Source organism: uncultured Vagococcus sp. (assembly GCF_963518325.1).
In the GTDB taxonomy this organism is placed as follows: Bacteria; Bacillota; Bacilli; order Lactobacillales; family Vagococcaceae; genus Vagococcus_D.
Window position 1 is genome coordinate 1 of sequence record NZ_CAUQJB010000051.1, and the last position, 19375, is coordinate 19375.

Consider the following 19375-nt stretch of genomic DNA (forward strand, 5'->3'; position numbering starts at 1 on the left):
CATCCGCATCAGCATCCGCATCCGCATCCGCATCAGCATCCGCATCGGCATCAGCATCCGCATCGGCATCAGCGTCGGCGTCAGCATCAGCGTCGGCGTCAGCATCAGCATCGGCATCAGCTTCATCATCTTCTGGAATTAACCCTGTACCAGGCTCACTGATATTTCCATCAGTATCTTTCCCTATAACAGAAATTTGCGCCCCTTGCTCAACCACACCTGCTGCAATCACAATTGAATATAAACCTGCAGCATCTGTTGCACCTGTTGCAATCACTTCGTCATCAGAATTTCTAATTTCAATATCCACATTTGGGTCAGCTACCCCTTTTACCGTGTAGCCATCTGCTGAAGTACCTGTGGCAGTTACCGTCGGCGTTGCTAAAACTTTTCGACCTACATACCAAACGGACGATCGACCATCAGCATCAGAGAATAAGCTTAAGTCAAGCAAGTCATTCCGAACCACGGTTCCAGTAAAGACTGCATCATAAGCTTGTCTGGTATTTATCCCATTTCCTTCTAATGAGGCATAGGTTGGATCTTGAACAACTGTCGGAATATGAACTGAGGTATCCCCTAAAACAGTTGCATCTGCTAATTGATTTAAGATAGCGCCACCAACTCCGACACCTGCTTTAGCCAAATTAATTGCAGTACTAGCCGTTGCTTTAGGAACCGATAATGTCGTGTTTATCGTTGCAGCAAGAACTCTCCCAGGGATCGTTGTTCCTACTGCCTGCAAATTATTAATAGCGGTTTGTAAATCAGTTAATATCTTGGTTAAATTTTGAGTCACAACTCGAGCTAAACCATCATCCATCACCACTGTGATATATGAGCCATCCCCTTGTAAGACGGATTGAACTTCAAATTGCGCTTGAGTAAAATTAGCTAAATTTTTCAATAAATTTAATTGAGTCAGAACTTCAGTGGTATTAAGCGTTACACCAGTAAATGGTCCCAATGACCCATTGACAATATCCGATGTCAGAGCCAAGAGAGTGTCCACAGCCGTGATGGTTGAAGTGATTAAAGGTAGTTGATTTAACCTCAAGGAAATACTTGTATCAATCGTCGCTACCCCATTTGGTGTCACTAACCCCTTCATGCCCTTTGGTATCCCTAACACCGCTGCTTTTGTGCCAGATAGTGCAGCCGAAGCCCCAGCAAATTCGTCTCCGGAAATCGTAAACGTTACATTCTCTGAAGAATTATTCACTGCATAAGGTGCCAGTTGTGTGGTTCCACTGTTATTTGAAACTTGGATATTAGATAATATCTCAGCTTGAATAACAGCAGCTTCCGCAATCATCGCACTGTTAAACACTGGTATTGGCGATATCCCGACATTGACTAATAAGAGACCACTCGCCAATGCAGTCCCAATGACAAGTTTTTTCGCTCTTTTCTTATAAATGCTTTTCTGATTAAACAATTGTCCATAACTCTTCTTCATCACTTCTCCTCCATTCTTAATTAACATAACTAGAAAATAAGCGCATTTAAATCGCTTAAAAGGATTTTATAACATGTTTTAGAGTAAGTAAAACAATTCGATCACCTTAAAACAGATTAAAAAAACTAATAGAACAGTAAAGTTTTAATAATAACCTTATTTTAATATATAAAGACTAATGAAAGTTTTGGGTTTAATATCACTATCTTTTATATTTAAAGTTCGTTATAAAAAACAACGTAAAAACGAACTTCATTATAGCTCTAGGTTTTCTAAAAATATCACACGTTATAATAACTGTGAATAACGGCACAAAATGAAATGATGAAGAAACAAAGAATTATTTTTGTTTTTTTTTATTCTGATACAGATTTCAGGCGTATTAAGTAACAGCTAAAAACCGAATATTATCTTTTTATATCGCAAAAAAAGAAGCAAATTGAGCTCAAAATAAGAATGTATAGGGATACATTCTTTTAACGTTTATCTGCGGATATAGTCCACAACAATTAATATTTAATTTCCAAAAAAAATAATGATCGATAAAACCCATCGATCATTATTTACACACTCTCATAATCAACTTATAAATAAAAATTAAATAATATCCCTTAATAGCTAAAATATCTTAAATAATCACGCCTCTCAGCTAACTTTTCAGTAAAAACAGATAGATAGATTTTCTTAGTCAACCAAAACATCACTATTATCTCTTGTTTCCCCTCACTTTATAGACACGTTAATCAATAAAATTCAGGCTCATTATCTAAATACGGTCAACAAAAAAAGCTCTGAGCTTTCAGAACTTTTCTCTTCGTAAGACAAATAAATTCGCACTAAACTTAACAATACCATCTCATACTGATAACACGCCGTTTCTCAAACGTTACTAACAACTAAACCAGCGGTACTCAACGTCAATTGATTCCGAATAGGTGTAAGAAGTAAGATAACATATTTCTAATTTTTTACACTCGTGTAAAAAATTAGAAATGAAACAACCTGCCACTGCCGGTATAACTATGATAAAATAAGCTTATCAATTCAATCAATATCTTACTTTATCGAGATGTTGAAGTTTCACTGTTTGAATTTGCTTACGTTTGTGATAAGCGTGACTGCTTATCGATTAGCATTAGAGCTTTCTTGGGCTCTAATGCTTTTTTGAGCAACTCTGGCAGATGATTTCTGACAAACTGACACTTCCCCATCTTCAGCTTAAACTCAGCGGTTACTGCATTATTTTTTTACAATTAGAGGCTGGGACAATGTCCCGGCCTCTAACAGTTTCACCGCCACCGTACAAAAGTCAGATCCCCCACCTAATCACGGAAACTCGTGTAAAACTCAGATTATCTGTAATTAGTCGTCCTACTGAACAAAACAACTTTATGTCCCAGCTAGTATTGACAACTGGCTCCTTTTCTTCAATTCCCGAAAACCAACTGCTGTCACGCTAATCCATTAAAAAGTTAATGGCAAATTTAACGGTAGCCCCTAAGCTGTATCTCAAGGCATCCTCATCCAAATCAAAATAATCATTGTGGTGTTCCGCGCCACTGCCCACTTCTTCGTTACCAATCCCCACAAAAGCGAAGACACTTGGAGCCACCTTAGCATAGTGAGAGAAGGACTCGGAAGCATACCATTGAACACCTTCCACCACCTTTTCTGGGAAGAGCTCGTCAGCGCCTATGCGGGCAATTTCTGCCAATAGCTCATCATTAATAACCGGAATGGTCGCAAAACGCATAGTATCCAAGTAGCGAATACCACAGTTATGCGCCTCTGCTGTTTTTTCTGCCACTGATTTTAATATTCCCATGGCTTTATGGCCTTCCTCCACATCGAAATAACGAAGACTTCCGCCAATAAAAGCAGTATCTGGAATAACATTATTAACTGTTCCTGCATGAAATTGCGTTAACCCCAGTGTCACCGTCTTACTGACATCAATTTGATTGGCCCAAGCACTAGTTAAACCAGTCAAAACATTGGCCGCAGCAAACACTGGATTAATGGATAGATCAGGTCGTGAGCCATGTCCAGAACGACCTACCACTTCAAAGTCAATCACAGCCGCCCCTGCCATTCGTGGGCCACCGTCAATGCAAATTTGTCCCGTGGGCATAAAGGAAGTCAAATGAGTTCCATAAATAGCATCAATGCCTAAAGGCTCAATGGTTTCAATCATGGCTCCAATCCCCGAACCAATCTCTTCCCCTTCTTCAAACAGAAAGATAACCTTGCCTTGAAGTTCTTCTTTGAGACCTACCAGTAGTTCCATGGCCGCCAAGAGTACCGCCATATGACCATCATGGCCACACATATGTGACGCCCCTTCATTCTGAGAGACCCATTTCCGTGGTCCCTTTAAATTATTGGGTTGTTCCTGAATAGGCAAGGCATCTATATCTGTTCTTAAGGCCACGGTTTTCCCTGGGCGGTTTGTATCCAAGGTAACGTAAAAACCAGTTCCTGGTACATCGGTAATGGGTAAGCCCAGTTTGTCAACTTCTTCTTTAAGGAACTCACGTGTCTTCCATTCCTGAGAGGAAATTTCTGGAAAACGGTGAAGATACCCTCTTGTTTCCCGCATATAGGAATCAAGTTCGTTCATTTTTTCGTGTAAATCAGTATTTTTAATCATCTGTTTAACTCCTTTATTTTTTTGGCTAAGCGTTCCAGAGACTCCGTTAACACTTGGGTCGGACAAGCCAAACTCATTCGTTGATAGTGCTGACCTTCTTCACCAAATAAATGACCGGGATCTAAAACTAAGTGACACTCATGAATCAGGAAGGTATTTAACTCAGCATCTGTCATGCCCAGTTCCTGACAATTAAACCACTGTAAATAGGTACCTTCCATCGGACTGACAGTTATCATCGGTAAATGCTCCGACATAAAATGATGAAAGAAACGGCGATTGACCGCCACCTGATTCAAAAATTGTTCCAACCAAGGCTCACAGGTATCATAGACCAGTTCACAAGCTTTCGGCCCAATCACGTTTAACAGCTGAAATCCTTCACTGGCTTGTTGTGCCTGATAAGCCTGACGCAAGTTCAAATCCGCAATTACCACATTGGCAGTTTGCAAACCAGCTAAGTTAAAGGACTTACTTGGGGCAGTTAAAATAACCGAATTGGCTGCTGCAGCAGGTGATAAGCTACTAAAGACCTTGTGCCTGATGCCTGGCATTATCAGATCAAAATGAATTTCATCCGAAATCACAATCACATCATGTTTACGACAAATTCGATCGACAGCCTGCAGTTCCTCTCGAGTCCAAACACGACCAACAGGGTTGTGTGGACTGCAAAAAAGCAATAATTTGTTCCTAGATAAACGAGCTTTCGCTTCCAAATCCGTAAAATCAATACTGTAATATCCCCCAGTATCAATCAATGAACTCGCCACAACTCGGCGACCAGAATTTTCAATAGCCCTACGAAATGGGTAGTATACTGGTGACAGAATCAAGACACCATCTCCCGGTTTCGTGTAGGCTTTTACCCCATGATAGAGCGCCGCAACCACCCCTGGAGATAAGAGAAGCCATTCTTTTTCAACCTGCCACTGATGTCGCCGAGCAAACCAATTTGTCACAGCCTCATAATAAGAGATCGTCGGCTGGGTATACCCTAGAACCATCGAATCGAGATAGCTTTTCAACTCATCGATTAATTCCGGTGGGTGGCGAAAATCAGTGTCCGCCACCGACAAGGGGACAGTATCAGCGGGAATATCCGGAGACAACGCCATCATCTGCTGCCACTTGGCAGAACCTTGAGCTAGGCGATTGACGTTCGTTGTAAAATCATAGGTCATCAGATTCATCCTTTCTTTAATTAAACGCTATTCCTGCAAAGATGCCTGCTAAAATCGCGGAGACTAATGAAATCGCCACAATACCGGCAATAATCATCTTTGGCATCAGGTAAGCCGTTAAGAAATCCGCTTCCCCCTGATCACTGGTGGCGCCTTTGACAGCTTCTGTTGTTAAGGCAAAGTTAAACGGAAAGCCAAGGAAACAATTTAATCCAATGGCAAAGGTCATATAAGGCGAGTAGCCAAAGGCTTTGCCGAAAAAGAAGGTAGCCATAAAGATCGCGATTAAAGCCACTACCATCAAGATGACGATTTGGACAATTAAAGAGACAACTAGCGACCATGTGGCCATGGCAAAGGAGCTCATAAAGCTAGCGAACAACGCCAGATTTAAAATACCGGTGGAAGCTGATTTATCCAAGGGTTTCGGCTCAATTAACCCGAGGTAACTAAGCAAAATTCCAACTAAAATTTGAACGATTGCAATATTAAGACCTGTGGCCCCTGCAATCAAACTGCAAAGGTAGCCTGTGACCGTTAAGACTGCAAGATAATAAGTTGGTGTCCGAAACCGTTCTGGCACCCATTCGTAAAGTTTCCGTCTTGATGTTTCTGGTTGAGCCTCATTCTGAATGGATTCATTGACTGCGATACTTTCAAGGGCTTTTTCCCGGTATTCCACCAGTAATCGATCACTTTCTTTCCCCAAAACAAAGGCGGTTAAAGGAAACCCGAAAAAACCGTGCATAACAAAAATCATCATGGCTAGCATCCCCAGTTCTGGGTAGCCAGCTTCAGTGGCGGCTCCTTGCATAATCAAGGCCGCCATCCCTCCACCAGTCATGGGCGCCGCCGCAGTAAAGGCCGTCGCTTTACCAAATAACAATGTCCCAACGACTAATACCATTGCCACAATACCACCGACAGCAGCTAATGTGGTCACTACTACCTTCCATTCCCGCAACATATCTCTAACATTAAACATCGTGCCCACATGAACTAAAATAAAGGAAATCATAATATCTGACAACGTCTTGATTCCCGCAGTTTCTAAAATATCCTTAGGAAAAATCGTCCAAAATCCAACTAAAAAAATGACAGCAACAACTAACATTTGTGGCACACGGCCTTTGGAAATCGTTGAGATCATATCGCCAATTAACATCGTCACGACGACAATTGCCAAGGCCGATCCCATATTGAGGGTTAACATGTGTATCATCCTCCTGTTTCTGTGTTGAGTTTCTAATCCGTCAGCTGACAGCAACAGTTCCAATCATTGTTAGGCTGGCTGATTCAGGCAAGCGATCGTCTCACCTGAACCAATCCAAAGGCTCGTCAGCCCTTCCCCATAACCACTTACTAACCTTTCTCCCCCTCAACTATCTACTATTTCTCAGGAAAACATAAAAAAGCGGTATCAGACATCGTGTCTAATACCGCTTCAATAGCTTATAAAGAAGGACAGAATCTAACCGAAAAAGCGCTGTCGATGGTGCCCCATCTGCAGTTCTCTTCATCGTACTCAGAAATAACCCTAGAAAAGTATACGGAAATTGAGTATAATAAAGATATTAACGCTTCGGCGTTAGCTATTGGCGTTTGATTAGTCAGATAGTCCCTGATTACTCAAAGTTTCATACTGGGTTTAAGGCGCCAACCTTAAACTCAGTAGCCAATGATTTTTTATGTAGTTATTTGGATAGTTCCTAACGCCCACATTGTACAATGTTTAGAAAACGCTGTCAAATGTTTTTTTATTAAATAACAAAAAAATTTAGGCTCCTCCAACGGTTGATAGCAGACTGTTGGGGGAGCTAATTTATATCGCAAGAATTGTGCCAATCATGGGATTGTAGGAGATTAAATAATTTTGGTTGAGGAGATTGATAAGCATTATCTCTTGCAAGGTGGCTAAGTAACAATGGCTCTTGATTTAGGAAAATCGGCCTGATAGTCGTCCTTTAAGAGCAAATGTGTCGTGTTATTTAATCCATTTTTTATGGTTTAATTTACGCTTATTAGCTGACTGAGTAAATTACATCGGTTATTTAAGTTCTAAATGTCATGAGTCTCCTATCAAGATCTAAGTTTTAATCATAAGGCTCTTGCTATTTTTTTATAAAAAAACGGAATGACTCCTTTTGCGAATAATCTAGTAGGCCCATCATTTCAAGAAAGGAAAGGATAAAAACGATTATCTTTTCAGAATTAGAAGAATACTTCCACCATTCGTTAATCATCCGTGAGTTTATTAACGCTTATTCCAGCTTTTTTTAATCCTTTTACCAATTGGTCAGAATATTCAACAGTTCGTTTTACCGGATACCTTAATGCCCACCAATTATCACTGGCCCCGTTAGCATAGCATTTAGAACCTGCTCCAACTCCTATACCGACACTTTCCCAAAACCATCATTAGAGCCCATGGGGGTGTTTCATTTTTTCATTTAACTTTCGGTATCTTTGTATTCTTTGTCCCCCTAACTTTTTTACCAATATAAGTACTTTTACAACGTTTTAACAGTCCACACCATCTAAATAAGCAAGACCACTACCAAAAAATGTGTTGTATTATAGAACTATCATCATGACAGTAAGTATCTGGTTAACTCAACAAATAGTTAATGTAATAAATTCTTTTTGAGCTTTATGAAAAATCTCTTTATCAATTTTATAAACAATTCCGTCACATTTTTCCATAGTCGGACTAATAACGATTTTTTAAATAACAAAATTTCAGATATAATGTTAGATGGAAAAAGCAATCATCAAAAGGAGGCTTATCAATGCTAAACAACACTAAGTCAGGCTATTTAGCTATCTTAAAAACTGGTCAAATTGCCGAAATACAATTAAATAGGGTTTATCTTTTTAGCGAAGTTGCTCCTGGTGATTGGAGACGCTCGGGCCCAGTACCCTTATCAGATATCCAACCTATCGCGTCTACTCTCCAAAAATCGACTCATCTGATTTTTAATAATCAGACAGTCAGGGATCATTTTTTCTGGACTTCCAAAATCAAGTCAGTGTTGTCCTTTTTAAAAAGTGATTAAGAGATTAGCTAATAATTTTTAAATGACCGTCGTCTTTAATCATTATCGGCAGGCTGATAATCTCCTGTAATTTGATCCCTTACCGCTCATTATCAATTGAATGATTCATTCACTCCCTGCCATTTGTAGGTTTTTTGGCTTTCCAAAGCCCTACAAAGTTCTCTTAACGAACTAATTAACACGCTTTTTTAAAACGTCTCACAGAATCACAACAATCCCTTACTTTCTTCCTCATTTGGTAACTCAAGAATAATTATCCACGGGCTTTAACATAGTCAATAACCGTCTCGATATACACGCGTATCAACTGTTCTTCAGATAAATCCGAATTATTATTTTTTATGGCCGCTGATAACAGGATTACGCCTTTACTATCTTTATTGATTTGGTGATACCAAATTGACATCACATGGGGCGAAAAAAGCTGACGATACAACTGACACAAGCACATAAAATAACCGCCAAGATAAGCAGTTACACCATCATAGCTTTGATAATCTTGAACATACATCCCCGGCCTTTTTTTCACTGATTCTAAAAAAATCAAGATTTCACTTTTTGTGACGCTTCTACTTGAAGCATCTTTTAAAGTCATTTCCTTTTTTTCCAACAACTCACCTCAGTCCTAGCATTTCTTAATAATAACACTTATTCCTTATACAATTCAAAAAAAACAGCCACTCGCCATACTGCCATGAGCCTCTCCTGGTTCAGGGAAACATGAAGAAACTTAAAGTCTACTTCATTTTCAATTTTCTGTCCATTAATTATACTATTTCAATTTCTATTTTACTTTGGAACAAAAAAAAAGAAATTTTTAGTTAAATCACTAGTTAATGGAACATGGCCAACTGAAGAACATTCAAAAGAGCTATCGCAAAATTAAGAATAAATTTTGCGATAGCCCCTGCATTAACTATAAGTTACGTTATCCGTACTTACTTCATTCAACCTTTCTTTTTACCTGTTTACAACAATATTTCCGTCTTCTTGTCCAAATACTTCGCCCCTTTAATATGAGCGTACTTTCGTTGCCCCTTATGCTCAAACAACTCCATGGCTATCAACTGTTCCATAAAATGGCGTACAGCAGCTGCATCTAAATCTTGATTGGGCTCATGAACAACAATCGTGGTCGGCTGTTCATCTTCATTGGTAAAATACAAATACAATTTTTTGGCCATTGCTTTCTCCTCCTTATACATACCGTGTTCGTGTGATGATAACTGACGAATCTTTCGAGTGGCTCTTTGGCAATACCTCTAACAATAAATTGGCAAAAGCCACGACTTTCTCAGGATCGGGCTTCTTTGGCAGATGAACAAACCGAATTCGCTTAAGCTCCATTTGAGCTGCCACATTGTAACAACAGACCACATCTGTTCCTTCCCAAATAATCATGACGTCACTCCTTTCTGAGCATTGACATATTGTTTCAACAATTGCTTGTTTCCATTCTTAATAATCCGATAAAATATTTCAGTCAGATAGTTAGCTTCTTCACCACACTCCAAATAACTTAACCCCATAATAATATTATTCATTTTTCCGTGAGCAATTTTGGAATTCCCTCTAAAGTGATAACTGATGGCTATTGCCATGTTACGCTTGCACTTAGCCATAATGTGTTCACTGGGATAACGCCAGTTCCTTATTTCTGCCAATAACGATTCCGCTAACTCCATCTGCCCTGCTGAAAAAGCTCGTAGGATCTCATCTTCTTTTTCTGTCTGATCTGAAATTTGTAAGGGGTTCTCATAGCTTGAGGATACATACAAGCTTTCACCGCAGGCATTGATTAAGTCAGCCACTTTTACTAAGTTCACTTGCCGTCGACGTCCATTCTCAATTTCAGATAAAAATTGTCGACTAATCAACGCCTTTTGACTTAAATCGGTTTGAGTCATCCCTTTAGCCTGACGCAATTCCTTAATTAGTTGAGCCACCTCCAAATGAACCGGATGGCGCCTAAGCAATTGATCCAACCCTTGATCATGTTTCATTTCACTTCCACCTCCTTCTTTATCATCCAACCTTTAATACCATTCAGTTTGATCATATCAATGACCAACTAGGTCCCCTTTCTTAACTCGTCCTCATTAAAACAAGGAGGCCCTAGGGGGCAGGGACTAATAATGCAATTCTTGGCCTGGATAAATCAGATGAGGATCAGCTAATCGATTAAGTGTTGCTAATATTTGCCAACTGACTCCTAATCTTTGACCAATTCCCCATAGCGTATCACCAGACTTCACTATATATTGCCGATTGCCAGTCCCTTGTTTTACCATAACCCCTTCATTGACCCATCCCATGCCATCATCTAATAAATAGGGATTAGCTACACCCTTGAGAATCCGAGTTATGGTTCCTTGGGATTTTAACGGACGTAACTTGACACTGGAGACGGAACTTTCATAAATTCCTGTTATCTGGACCCGCTCCCCCAAGCCATAAGATAATGGCCTCGCCCCTGAACTGCCTGTAAAATAACTCGCTGGGCGGCTACTAGCTAAACGAGATAAATCCACAGGGCCATTATACCCAGGCAAACGACCATTACTCGTGTATTGATGCAAATCGTAACCCGTTCTAGCCGTTGGATCATAACCATCATAACTCCCAGTATTTTGGCCATAGGTTGGCAGCCAGAGTCCGTCATAAACCTCTGTGGCGCCAGTCGAAAAGCCAAACTCATGATAACGATGATTGGCAATATAAGCGCCAACCTTTTGCGCCCCTAGTTCTTTTAAGCGTCGCCGATAGCGTTCACATCCTGTAACCATATTTCCCATGGAACGTTCTTCAATGTCTAACCACCAAAAAGTCGGCTCATAAGAGGACGCTCGCTGATAAAAATCTTCCGCCTCTTTAATCATATCGGCTTCATCACTCCCACGAACCCAGGCATATACATTGATTGGCACGTTTAACTGTTTAAATGTAGCCAGATGCCTTTGGAAATGCCGATCCTGATGCAGGCTACCGTATTGTACCCGAACGATTACCCAGTCAATTGCCTTGGCCAACTGAGCATAATCAATCTGAGTTGGCACTTGATGCTCACTGATATCCAGTATCAGTGGCCGTGGCCGATTCATTTGACCTCCTTTGGCAAGTGCCAAACTGCTCTCAACCAGTCAAAACTCCCAGATGCCAGCAAACCTGCTACAAATCCATTGAAGCCGGTCATAAGTAATGATTCCTGATAAAGCAACCCAATGATAATCCCCATCACTGTCCCAACCAGACTAGCTACCAATGGTAGATATATGGCAGAGAACACGTTACTGGCCTTAATTGCTTCAATCATTAAACAAACAGCCACAGCCAATGCTACGATATAACTGCTGTTAACCTGAGTCAAACATTCGACAATTGTCATAAGGCTTCCCTTCTTTCTTTTTTTAAGCGCCTTTCTTGTAAACGCAAGCGTTCATCCAATTGATCTGTTCGACTTTTTAAGCCTTCATATTCCGTCACCACATGGTATTCCAACTGACTGATTTCCACCCTTAACTTGTCCATGGAGTCGATCAGCGGTGCACTGATCGTCGTCCGAAATTGATGGTAAAAACGGCTAACCCCTGCCACTAAGAGCGAAACCACACTTAAGAGGGCCGCCACTTCTGCCAGACTTAAGCCAAAAATCCTCATCCTTCTCACACCCTCTCCTTACCAGCCTAAAGAGGACGCGCCTCTTTAGGCCTGATAGCCATTACCCTAAAATCTTTGTCCGAATGGTTTGAACTAAGTGAGCTTCTTTCGCTTCTGTGTATAAATCAATTTCTTTTTCCGTATTATGAAAAATCCCAAGAGCACTAAAATCATCCATCCACTTCTGCAATTTTTCCTGGTCTCTGATAACCGTCTCATCAAAATACTTTGGAATTAAAGTACTTTGACTACCATTACTGTTAAAAAAAGCCAGTTGCAATTTTTTTGATACAACTTCATCCATTTTCACACTTCCTTTCTACATTCCTTGGTGACGAGTCCGCTTAACCGTCACAATCTCATCGACTTTGATTTGATCTTTGGGAATCAAGTCCACAAACAATTGACCAAGAGCTACCAGCTTATCTGATTGAACCGTTTCTTTCAGATTAGGTAGGGTTTGTTTGCTTTTTTGACCCTCAGTTGTGTAACCAATTTCCGCACTGTGCTGTAAAAACACTGCTTCTGCCATCTGCCTCCCTCCTTCCATTTCCTATTTGCGACTTACCAAACTAAACCAGATCTGCTTTATGCCCACAGTTTAATAGACTTTCAAAAAAAATTCAAACCGCATTATTCATCCCTTTTCAAGACTTCCCCCAAACAACTTCACAAACTACTTCTTCGTTAAATGCTGAAAACTAAACATTCGACTCATTTTTTTGTTCAAAACGATCACGAAATTAACCAAAAAAGGCATGAATAATGCCTTTTTACAAAAAATAAAAAATATGCAAAAATATACCTATGAACTATTCTTGATATCTTCTCCTATCTCCATAAAAGGAGGGGAAAATACATGAAACATCATTCGATTTTTTGTTCTTCTGGTAAGTTGGATTTAGGAAAACACATGATTAGTGAGGAGCATCTCCCAGTCTATATGGCTGGTGCAATTGAAGAGGAAGGGGTTGATTTAACAGAGGATGTCTTTATCATGATGGTTGGCAAAGAATTGACAGGAGAAACCAAGACACTACTCTTTTTTATCAATGGTACGGTTAAAAAGACTCCTGTCAGCCCTTGTTTACTACACAAATCATTTGGACTCAAAAAAGGGGTGCAAAATCAAGGCAATTTGAGACAGGCTTTAAATTATTATCTAAAGAAACGTCCCCAATACCCAGCCTTTGTTACGCCAACAACCACATTTTCACGTGCTAAACAGGCTGTTTGGATAAGTTTAAACCTTGCAATTAAATACCGTCGAAGTCCTAATAAAAAAGATAAGATGAAACGTAGTTTAATTGACTTTTCATTTGGGGCAACTTTAGAACTTCACGTTGGCATTCAAAGTGTTCGACACACTTTTTTTGTAGATGTCATTGAAGCTTGGACCATTCAGCTTAATCATCTTTTAGGCGCTCAACCACTCACCCATATAGCTGGTGTGACGAACCCAGAAAACCACTATATGGTACAAAAAATAGCCAACAAAAACACGATGATTGAAAAGCAAAATGAACAAACAGCTTTAAACAGGATCAAAAAGCAGTCAATCGATATTATGGTTATCTGCCCCGAGGAGTTTATCGATACCCTTCATATTATTTCCAAATTTATTCCATTGAACAAACATGGTTATTTTGAAGAAGCTGATATTGATGACTTCCCTCGCAATCAGCGGCAACTGGTAAAGAAAATTCTCAGATGGAAAGAAGGAAAATAAGATGACCCAACATCGAAAAAAATTGGAATTAACGTTTAAAAATAGTCAAGGTCAAGTCTATAAATCAAGCGTGACCCACTTTCTGGATGACCTTGACCCAGTTATTTTTTCGGATCAACTTGACCGAACCCCCATGCTGGACACAGTCAACCAACAATTGATCTCTCAGCGCTTACGCCGAAGCCAATGCCTAAAGGTCGATCGGATTGATACCATCAAAAATAAATTATTTGATACTAAGTAAGGACGGGATTATTATTGGATCACAGAATAAGGAAGAGATATCAAGATAACTCGTGCTACTTCAGTGAAGATGAACTGGCACGGGTTTCCTACTGTCTTCAACTCCCTCTCATTCCTTAATAACATGGTTAGCCGCCTTCATCACAGAGTGTCACACCTCAGTTGACATCGGACTTATCACTTAATATCATCATTAAAAACATCAGAAACACTAGTATATCATGCCTTGACAGCAGGTGACTTCGTTAAATAACGAACTGATGGATGTCAACTAATTACGGACACCGGCTCCATTCCTATTTTTACGACATAACACTCTTTTGAAAACTAAAATAGCTCTGTCAGAACTCCATTGACAGGTTTCACTCGAAAAAAATAATTAATAACAACTTAGCTCAGAATCGACAAGAATCGAGCTGAATTAATACTCGTTTAATTCAGCTCCCTACTGCAAACTCATTAATAACATGTTTACCTAGTTCTCAAACTGACTGTCGTCACTCAGTTGACATCAAACTTATCATTTAATATCATCATTAAGAACATCAGAAACACTGGTACATCAAACCTTGACAGCAACTGACTTAGTTAAACAACGAACTGATGGATGTCAACTAATTACGGACATCGGCTCCATTCTTAATTTTATGACATAACACTATTTTGAAAACTAAAATAGCTCTGTCAGGACTCCGTTGATAACGTTCGCTCGAAAAAATTAGTTAAATACAAATTGATTCAGAACCGACAAGAATCGAGCTGAATTAATACTCGTTTAATTCAACTCCCTACTGCAAACTCATTGATAACATGTTTACCTAGTTCTCAAACTGACTGTCGTCACTCAGTTGACATCAAACTTATCATTTAATATCATCATTAAGAACATCAGAAACACAGTCATATCAGCCCTTGAAAGCAACTAACTTATTTGAAAAACGAACTGATGGATGTCAACTAATTACGGACATCGTCTCCATTCTTAATTTTTTAATATAACACTATTTAAAAATCAAAACTCAGAATTTGTCAAAGTCTTCTGTTAAGCTCATTACAACGATTAACCAGGCCATAACATCACACTAAATTAACCCCTAAAGTGGCTTTATCATGGCTCAGTTGACAATCGATGCCCGTCTAAATTTTTTTTAACAAAGTCAAAACACATTAATATCAATGGTTTTACTGAAAAAGCTTCATTGGCCCTCATCAAGACCGTCAACTGATGACGGAAAGCTAGCTGAATAAAAAAAATAATTTTATGACAAACAAGCTATCATCCCATAAGAACTGGGCAGGTCAGGTAGTACTCAGTTCATTTAGCTGACTTCCACAAACCAATAAAAAACCTGATTAATTAGTACCAAAGTCGACTGTCCGCTCTCAGTTGACATCACACTTATGACTCAATGTCATCATTAAAAACATCAAAAACACAGGTATATCATGCCTTGACAACAACTGACTTAGTTAAACAACGAACTGATGGATGTCAACTAATTACGGACATGAGCGCCATTCTTAATTTTGTGACATAACACTATTTTGAAAACTAAAATAGCTCTGTCAGGACTCCGTTGATAGCCTTCACTCGAAAAAATTAGTTAAATACAAATTGATTCAGAACCGACAAGAAGCGAGCTGAATTAATACTCGTTTAATTCAGCTCGCTACTGTAAACTTATTAATAACATGTTTTCCTAATTCTCAAACTGACTGTCGTCACTCAGTTGACATCATACTTATGACTTAATATCATCATTAAGAACATCAGAAACACAGGTATATCAACCCTTAACAACAACTGACTTAGTTAAAAATCGAACTGATGGATGTCAACTAATTACGGACATCGTCTCCATTCTTATCTTTATGACATAACACTATTTACAAGTTAAGCTCAGTTGACCATCCATAAGAAACACAGTTATTAAAAAAAACTTAAAAATTGGTAAGGGATTGAACTAGTATTCCCAACCGACTTATTGAGCATTACCCTCACCACGAAAGAGAATCGATCGAAATCTGCCAAAAATTTGGTCATTGGGAAAATCGATACGGTTGCCAGTCAATAAGGCGAGACCAAAGTCCTTTTCTTCATGGTTGAATGGTTCTAGCTTGCCTATTCCGCTAAAGGAAGTCTCTAACCTATTGGCGAGATGCTGTTTCAGTTTAGCCACTTTTTTACAGTCTGTTGCTGTTCAATACTGAAAGTCTTTAAGAACTTGTGGTGACCAAAATATTCGCATCTTATTATACCGTTCAATTGACTCTTCACATTCTATCTCAGAAAGTGACTGAGTAATATGGCGACGATTGCCAAATACCTACATATTCTCAACCTTGTTATCACCTCTTAGCACTATTGTGCCAAATGTCGTACGTCACCCCAATCTTAACTGTGGTAATACTTTCTAATACTCACAATCAATTGCTCAGTTTAATGACTTGCAGGTTAATGAAGAGGGCGGAGGTCCCTTTACTTTTTCCAAGTAAGCAATTCGTGCCAGTAAGACGGAGTGACTATTTTTTTACACTACTGTAAAAAAGTAGAAATAGAGAAAACGCTTTATCTTTGATAAACTAAGGGTAATCAATTAGGGCTTATTTTAGATTTACCATAAGACTCCTTGAGAGCTATTGATGGAGGTAAGAGTGATCACCTTACTGACTAACATTAATGTACCCTAGACGTTAATGTTTTATGCAAGCTAATTGCCAGCAACCGTTACTGTTTTCTGGCAATTAGTCCCTTCTGAACGTGTCTCTCACACCATTATCGTGCTGAACAATCTAAGCTGTCACTCTCACTTAACATGCTAATTGGCTGCTTTCATTCATTGTAATTGACCTAAATCCCCCCTATCTTAGGAAAAAGAGACAGGGGGGATTTTTAGTTGCAGATAATTAGCGCACTGCTTAAATTTCCAACTTTCTTTTTAGTTGGTCAACAAGACATTGGGCTTGTTTTAAGAAAAGGGATAACATTTATAGTGACTTTAAACTTGTCAGTAATTAATCTAGCCACATTAAGTTGGGCTTAGCTCAAACAAGCCGACTATTCTAATCTAACAAACCCAAGAATGACCATCAGCAACCGTCCCTGTATGACCATTTGAAGACAAAGTAGTAACTCAAGGCTCTTGCTTTCTCAACAGATTTCAACGACATCTTATTTCTAATTTTTTACACGAGTGTAAAAAATTAGAAATAAGATAGCATGTTAACGCTTACTCAATTATGATAAACTAAAGGTGTCAAAATCATTATTTGATATCTTCTCAAACTGGTAATCTTTTCCACTGTCCTTTTATCAGTTTATGATGATTCTGACCTATCGATTAGCATTAGAGCCCTGCTCTAATGCTTTTTTTGCGAGAAACGCTCACCAAAAAAGCCAGTTCGCCTTGCCCTTTGAACTGGCTTTATCCCTACTTATGCCCTAGCGATCTAAACCCTCAGGCAACGACCTCCCCTTCATCACCTTCCAAAGCTTCCCTAACAATTTGTTCTCGCTGAGCCATTAAGATTGCGGGTTTAACCGCTCCCCGTTTTAACTGAATAAAGGCACCGGCTAGACAAATTCCAATAATCCCCACAATCGTCACCATGGTTTTAACATCCAACTCGATAAACAGGTAGTAAGCCACAAAGAGATTACTGCCACAGGCCAACAGGCACACCCCATTCAAGAGAATCTTAGGCATGTGCAGGACGCTCTTTTGCCACTGACGGGGATGACTTTTGACCGTCTCCATGCACTTCAAATTTAAGTAACAGTTCAACAACATGGTGGGAACCATGATCAAGGAGACGATCGACTCCAAGGAAAAATTCAAGATAATCGGCACCACCCCTAAGGAATAAAATAACAAGCGGGTGACCCACGGAAAGCCACCGGCTGTTCGCTTTAAGAACACTTTCGGCAGCCAACCGTCTTCGGCGATTTGTTGAATCGGCTCACCCAACATGGTAATGGCCGTCACTAAGGAGGTGGCAATCGCAAAGACCCCTCCGCCTAAAATAAACAATATGTGAACCCAAGAGGGAAAGATCTGACTGGAGACCGAGCTCAAGTTTTGCCCTTCCAGTTCCCCTAAAGGCAGAACTCCTGAAGCCACCATGGACATTAAGCCATAAATCACTGCCAGTGACAAGGTAATCACCAAAATAGCCAAGGGAATCAGTCGCTTGGGATTTTTAGTGAAACTACTGACGGAAATCGGCCCCATGGTGGTCCCTTGACAAGCCCATCCCATAATGGCGATGGCTGAAAACAAGCCCACTGGCCCATTCAGTAAAAAGTCCTCCCCAGTGAAAAATCCCGACTTGACTTGAGGCAAACCAAAGGCAATAAAGGCCACGATGGCCGTCAATAAAATCACCGTCATAACATTGTTGATCTTCGACAAAAACTTAGCCCCTCTGGTAGTGGCCCCAAAAAACAAGGTGATTACCAGCACCCCGATCAACCGTTTATAAGGTAAAATCAGCGGAAAGATAATCCCGGCATACTCCACCATAGCCAAGCCATAGAGAGCAATCCCAAAGCCCCCAATCATACTGAACATGGCACTGACCCCGGTGGCGTAGGGGCCAAAGAGAAAGGCCTTTTGACCATAGTCTCCGCCTCGAAAAACAAACATCGAGCTCAACAACACATTATAAAAATACGCCAACAACATAATCAGACACCCACCTAAAACCGCCACCACAATCGAACGACCTGTATACGCAATCCCCGCACTTAATAAGACAAAAATCCCAGAGCCAATGGCTCCACCTAATCCCAAGGTAAATAAATCAAAAAATGTCAGTTGTTTCCGTTCCTCACTCATTTTTATACTCCTTTCAGCCTTAAAAATCCTCGTCAAATTCAATGGCCAAGCGCTCAAAGGCCGTCTCAATCCGTGATCGAGGAGCCGCCAGACAGACTCGTTCAAATAAATGACCTTTGTCTGGATCCGAAACAGTGCCCCACTCCAACAAGACCCCGGCATACTGATAAATCCGTCGATGAATCTCATCTGGAGTCAGGCCGTAGCCTTGAAAGTCCAGCCACAACACATAGGTCCCTTCTGGTCGAAAGGTTCTGACTAAGGGCAGTTTTCTAGCTAAAAATACCATGACCCAGTCAATAGTCTCATCCAAATAGAGATTCAAACGATCCAGCCACGCTTCACTTTCGTTATAAGCGGCCATCACTGCCCCAATGGTAAAGGGGCTTGGCAGATGGACACTCATCTTTTCTCTTAATCGTTCCCGCAAGGCCTCATCTTGAACAATCAAATTGGCCCCTTGAAGCCCAGCCAAATTAAAAGCCTTACTAACACTGGTCAAGCTGATTAAATTCGACCGATCCACCAAGGTCGCCATGGGATGAAACTCAATCCCCTG

Annotated in this window: 17 protein-coding genes; 2 read left to right on the forward strand and 15 right to left on the reverse strand. The window is 40.0% G+C overall.

What is annotated here, in order from left to right; translation table 11 throughout:
* The 13 genes from RWN13_RS22545 to RWN13_RS22605 form a co-directional block, all read right to left on the reverse strand.
* Positions 1–1459 (reverse strand): adhesive domain-containing protein (locus RWN13_RS22545; RefSeq protein ID WP_314068274.1); only part of this gene is annotated, 1459 nt, incomplete at its 3' end.
* A 1456-nt stretch (positions 1460–2915) separates the two neighbouring features.
* Positions 2916–4109 (reverse strand): amidohydrolase, encoded by a 1194-nt coding sequence (locus tag RWN13_RS22550; RefSeq protein WP_314068276.1) that lies wholly within the window; start codon positions 4107–4109, stop codon positions 2916–2918.
* Entirely contained in the window at positions 4106–5293 is a 1188-nt protein-coding gene (locus RWN13_RS22555; protein WP_314068278.1) for a MalY/PatB family protein, read from the reverse strand. Before RWN13_RS22555 ends, RWN13_RS22550 begins: the two co-directional genes overlap by 4 nt.
* 16 nt (positions 5294–5309) lie before the next feature.
* Complete coding sequence (locus tag RWN13_RS22560; protein WP_314068282.1) at positions 5310–6569, reverse strand: DUF819 family protein; 1260 nt, start codon at positions 6567–6569, stop codon at positions 5310–5312.
* Between the two features lie 2033 nt (positions 6570–8602).
* Positions 8603–8959, reverse strand: a complete 357-nt coding sequence (locus RWN13_RS22565; RefSeq protein ID WP_314068284.1) for a hypothetical protein — start codon at positions 8957–8959, stop codon at positions 8603–8605.
* 358 nt (positions 8960–9317) lie between these two features.
* A complete protein-coding gene (locus tag RWN13_RS22570) occupies positions 9318–9533 on the reverse strand; it encodes a DUF2922 domain-containing protein (RefSeq protein ID WP_314068287.1) in 216 nt (71 codons plus the stop codon).
* A 13-nt stretch (positions 9534–9546) separates the two neighbouring features.
* Positions 9547–9750, reverse strand: coding sequence for a hypothetical protein (locus RWN13_RS22575; protein WP_314065608.1), 204 nt, complete (start codon positions 9748–9750; stop codon positions 9547–9549).
* Complete coding sequence (locus RWN13_RS22580; RefSeq protein ID WP_314068291.1) at positions 9747–10352, reverse strand: helix-turn-helix domain-containing protein; 606 nt, start codon at positions 10350–10352, stop codon at positions 9747–9749. The genes RWN13_RS22575 and RWN13_RS22580 overlap by 4 nt, the downstream gene beginning before the upstream one ends.
* A 126-nt stretch (positions 10353–10478) precedes the next feature.
* Entirely contained in the window at positions 10479–11450 is a 972-nt protein-coding gene (locus RWN13_RS22585) for a GH25 family lysozyme (RefSeq protein WP_314068294.1), read from the reverse strand.
* The gene (locus RWN13_RS22590; protein WP_314068296.1) at positions 11447–11734 is read right to left on the reverse strand and encodes a hypothetical protein; all 288 of its coding nucleotides are present in this window, start codon (positions 11732–11734) and stop codon (positions 11447–11449) included. The genes RWN13_RS22585 and RWN13_RS22590 overlap by 4 nt, the downstream gene beginning before the upstream one ends.
* Entirely contained in the window at positions 11731–12006 is a 276-nt protein-coding gene (locus RWN13_RS22595; protein ID WP_314068300.1) for a hypothetical protein, read from the reverse strand. Before RWN13_RS22595 ends, RWN13_RS22590 begins: the two co-directional genes overlap by 4 nt.
* A gap of 61 nt (positions 12007–12067) precedes the next feature.
* Positions 12068–12310, reverse strand: a complete 243-nt coding sequence (locus tag RWN13_RS22600; RefSeq protein WP_314068302.1) for a DUF2922 family protein — start codon at positions 12308–12310, stop codon at positions 12068–12070.
* A 15-nt stretch (positions 12311–12325) separates the two neighbouring features.
* Positions 12326–12538 (reverse strand): hypothetical protein, encoded by a 213-nt coding sequence (locus RWN13_RS22605; RefSeq protein ID WP_314068304.1) that lies wholly within the window; start codon positions 12536–12538, stop codon positions 12326–12328.
* 327 nt (positions 12539–12865) lie between these two features.
* Here RWN13_RS22605 and RWN13_RS22610 point away from each other — a divergent pair, with 327 nt between their 5' ends.
* The gene (locus RWN13_RS22610; RefSeq protein ID WP_314068306.1) at positions 12866–13735 is read left to right on the forward strand and encodes a hypothetical protein; all 870 of its coding nucleotides are present in this window, start codon (positions 12866–12868) and stop codon (positions 13733–13735) included.
* A gap of 1 nt (position 13736) precedes the next feature.
* Entirely contained in the window at positions 13737–13979 is a 243-nt protein-coding gene (locus RWN13_RS22615; protein ID WP_314068307.1) for a hypothetical protein, read from the forward strand.
* Positions 13980–17436: 3457 nt separating this feature from the next.
* Here the strand turns inward: RWN13_RS22615 and RWN13_RS22620 are convergent.
* Positions 17437–18816 (reverse strand): APC family permease, encoded by a 1380-nt coding sequence (locus RWN13_RS22620; RefSeq protein ID WP_314068310.1) that lies wholly within the window; start codon positions 18814–18816, stop codon positions 17437–17439.
* Positions 18817–18835: 19 nt separating this feature from the next.
* Positions 18836–19375: aminotransferase class I/II-fold pyridoxal phosphate-dependent enzyme (locus RWN13_RS22625; protein ID WP_314068311.1), on the reverse strand; the 540-nt coding region annotated here is incomplete at its 5' end.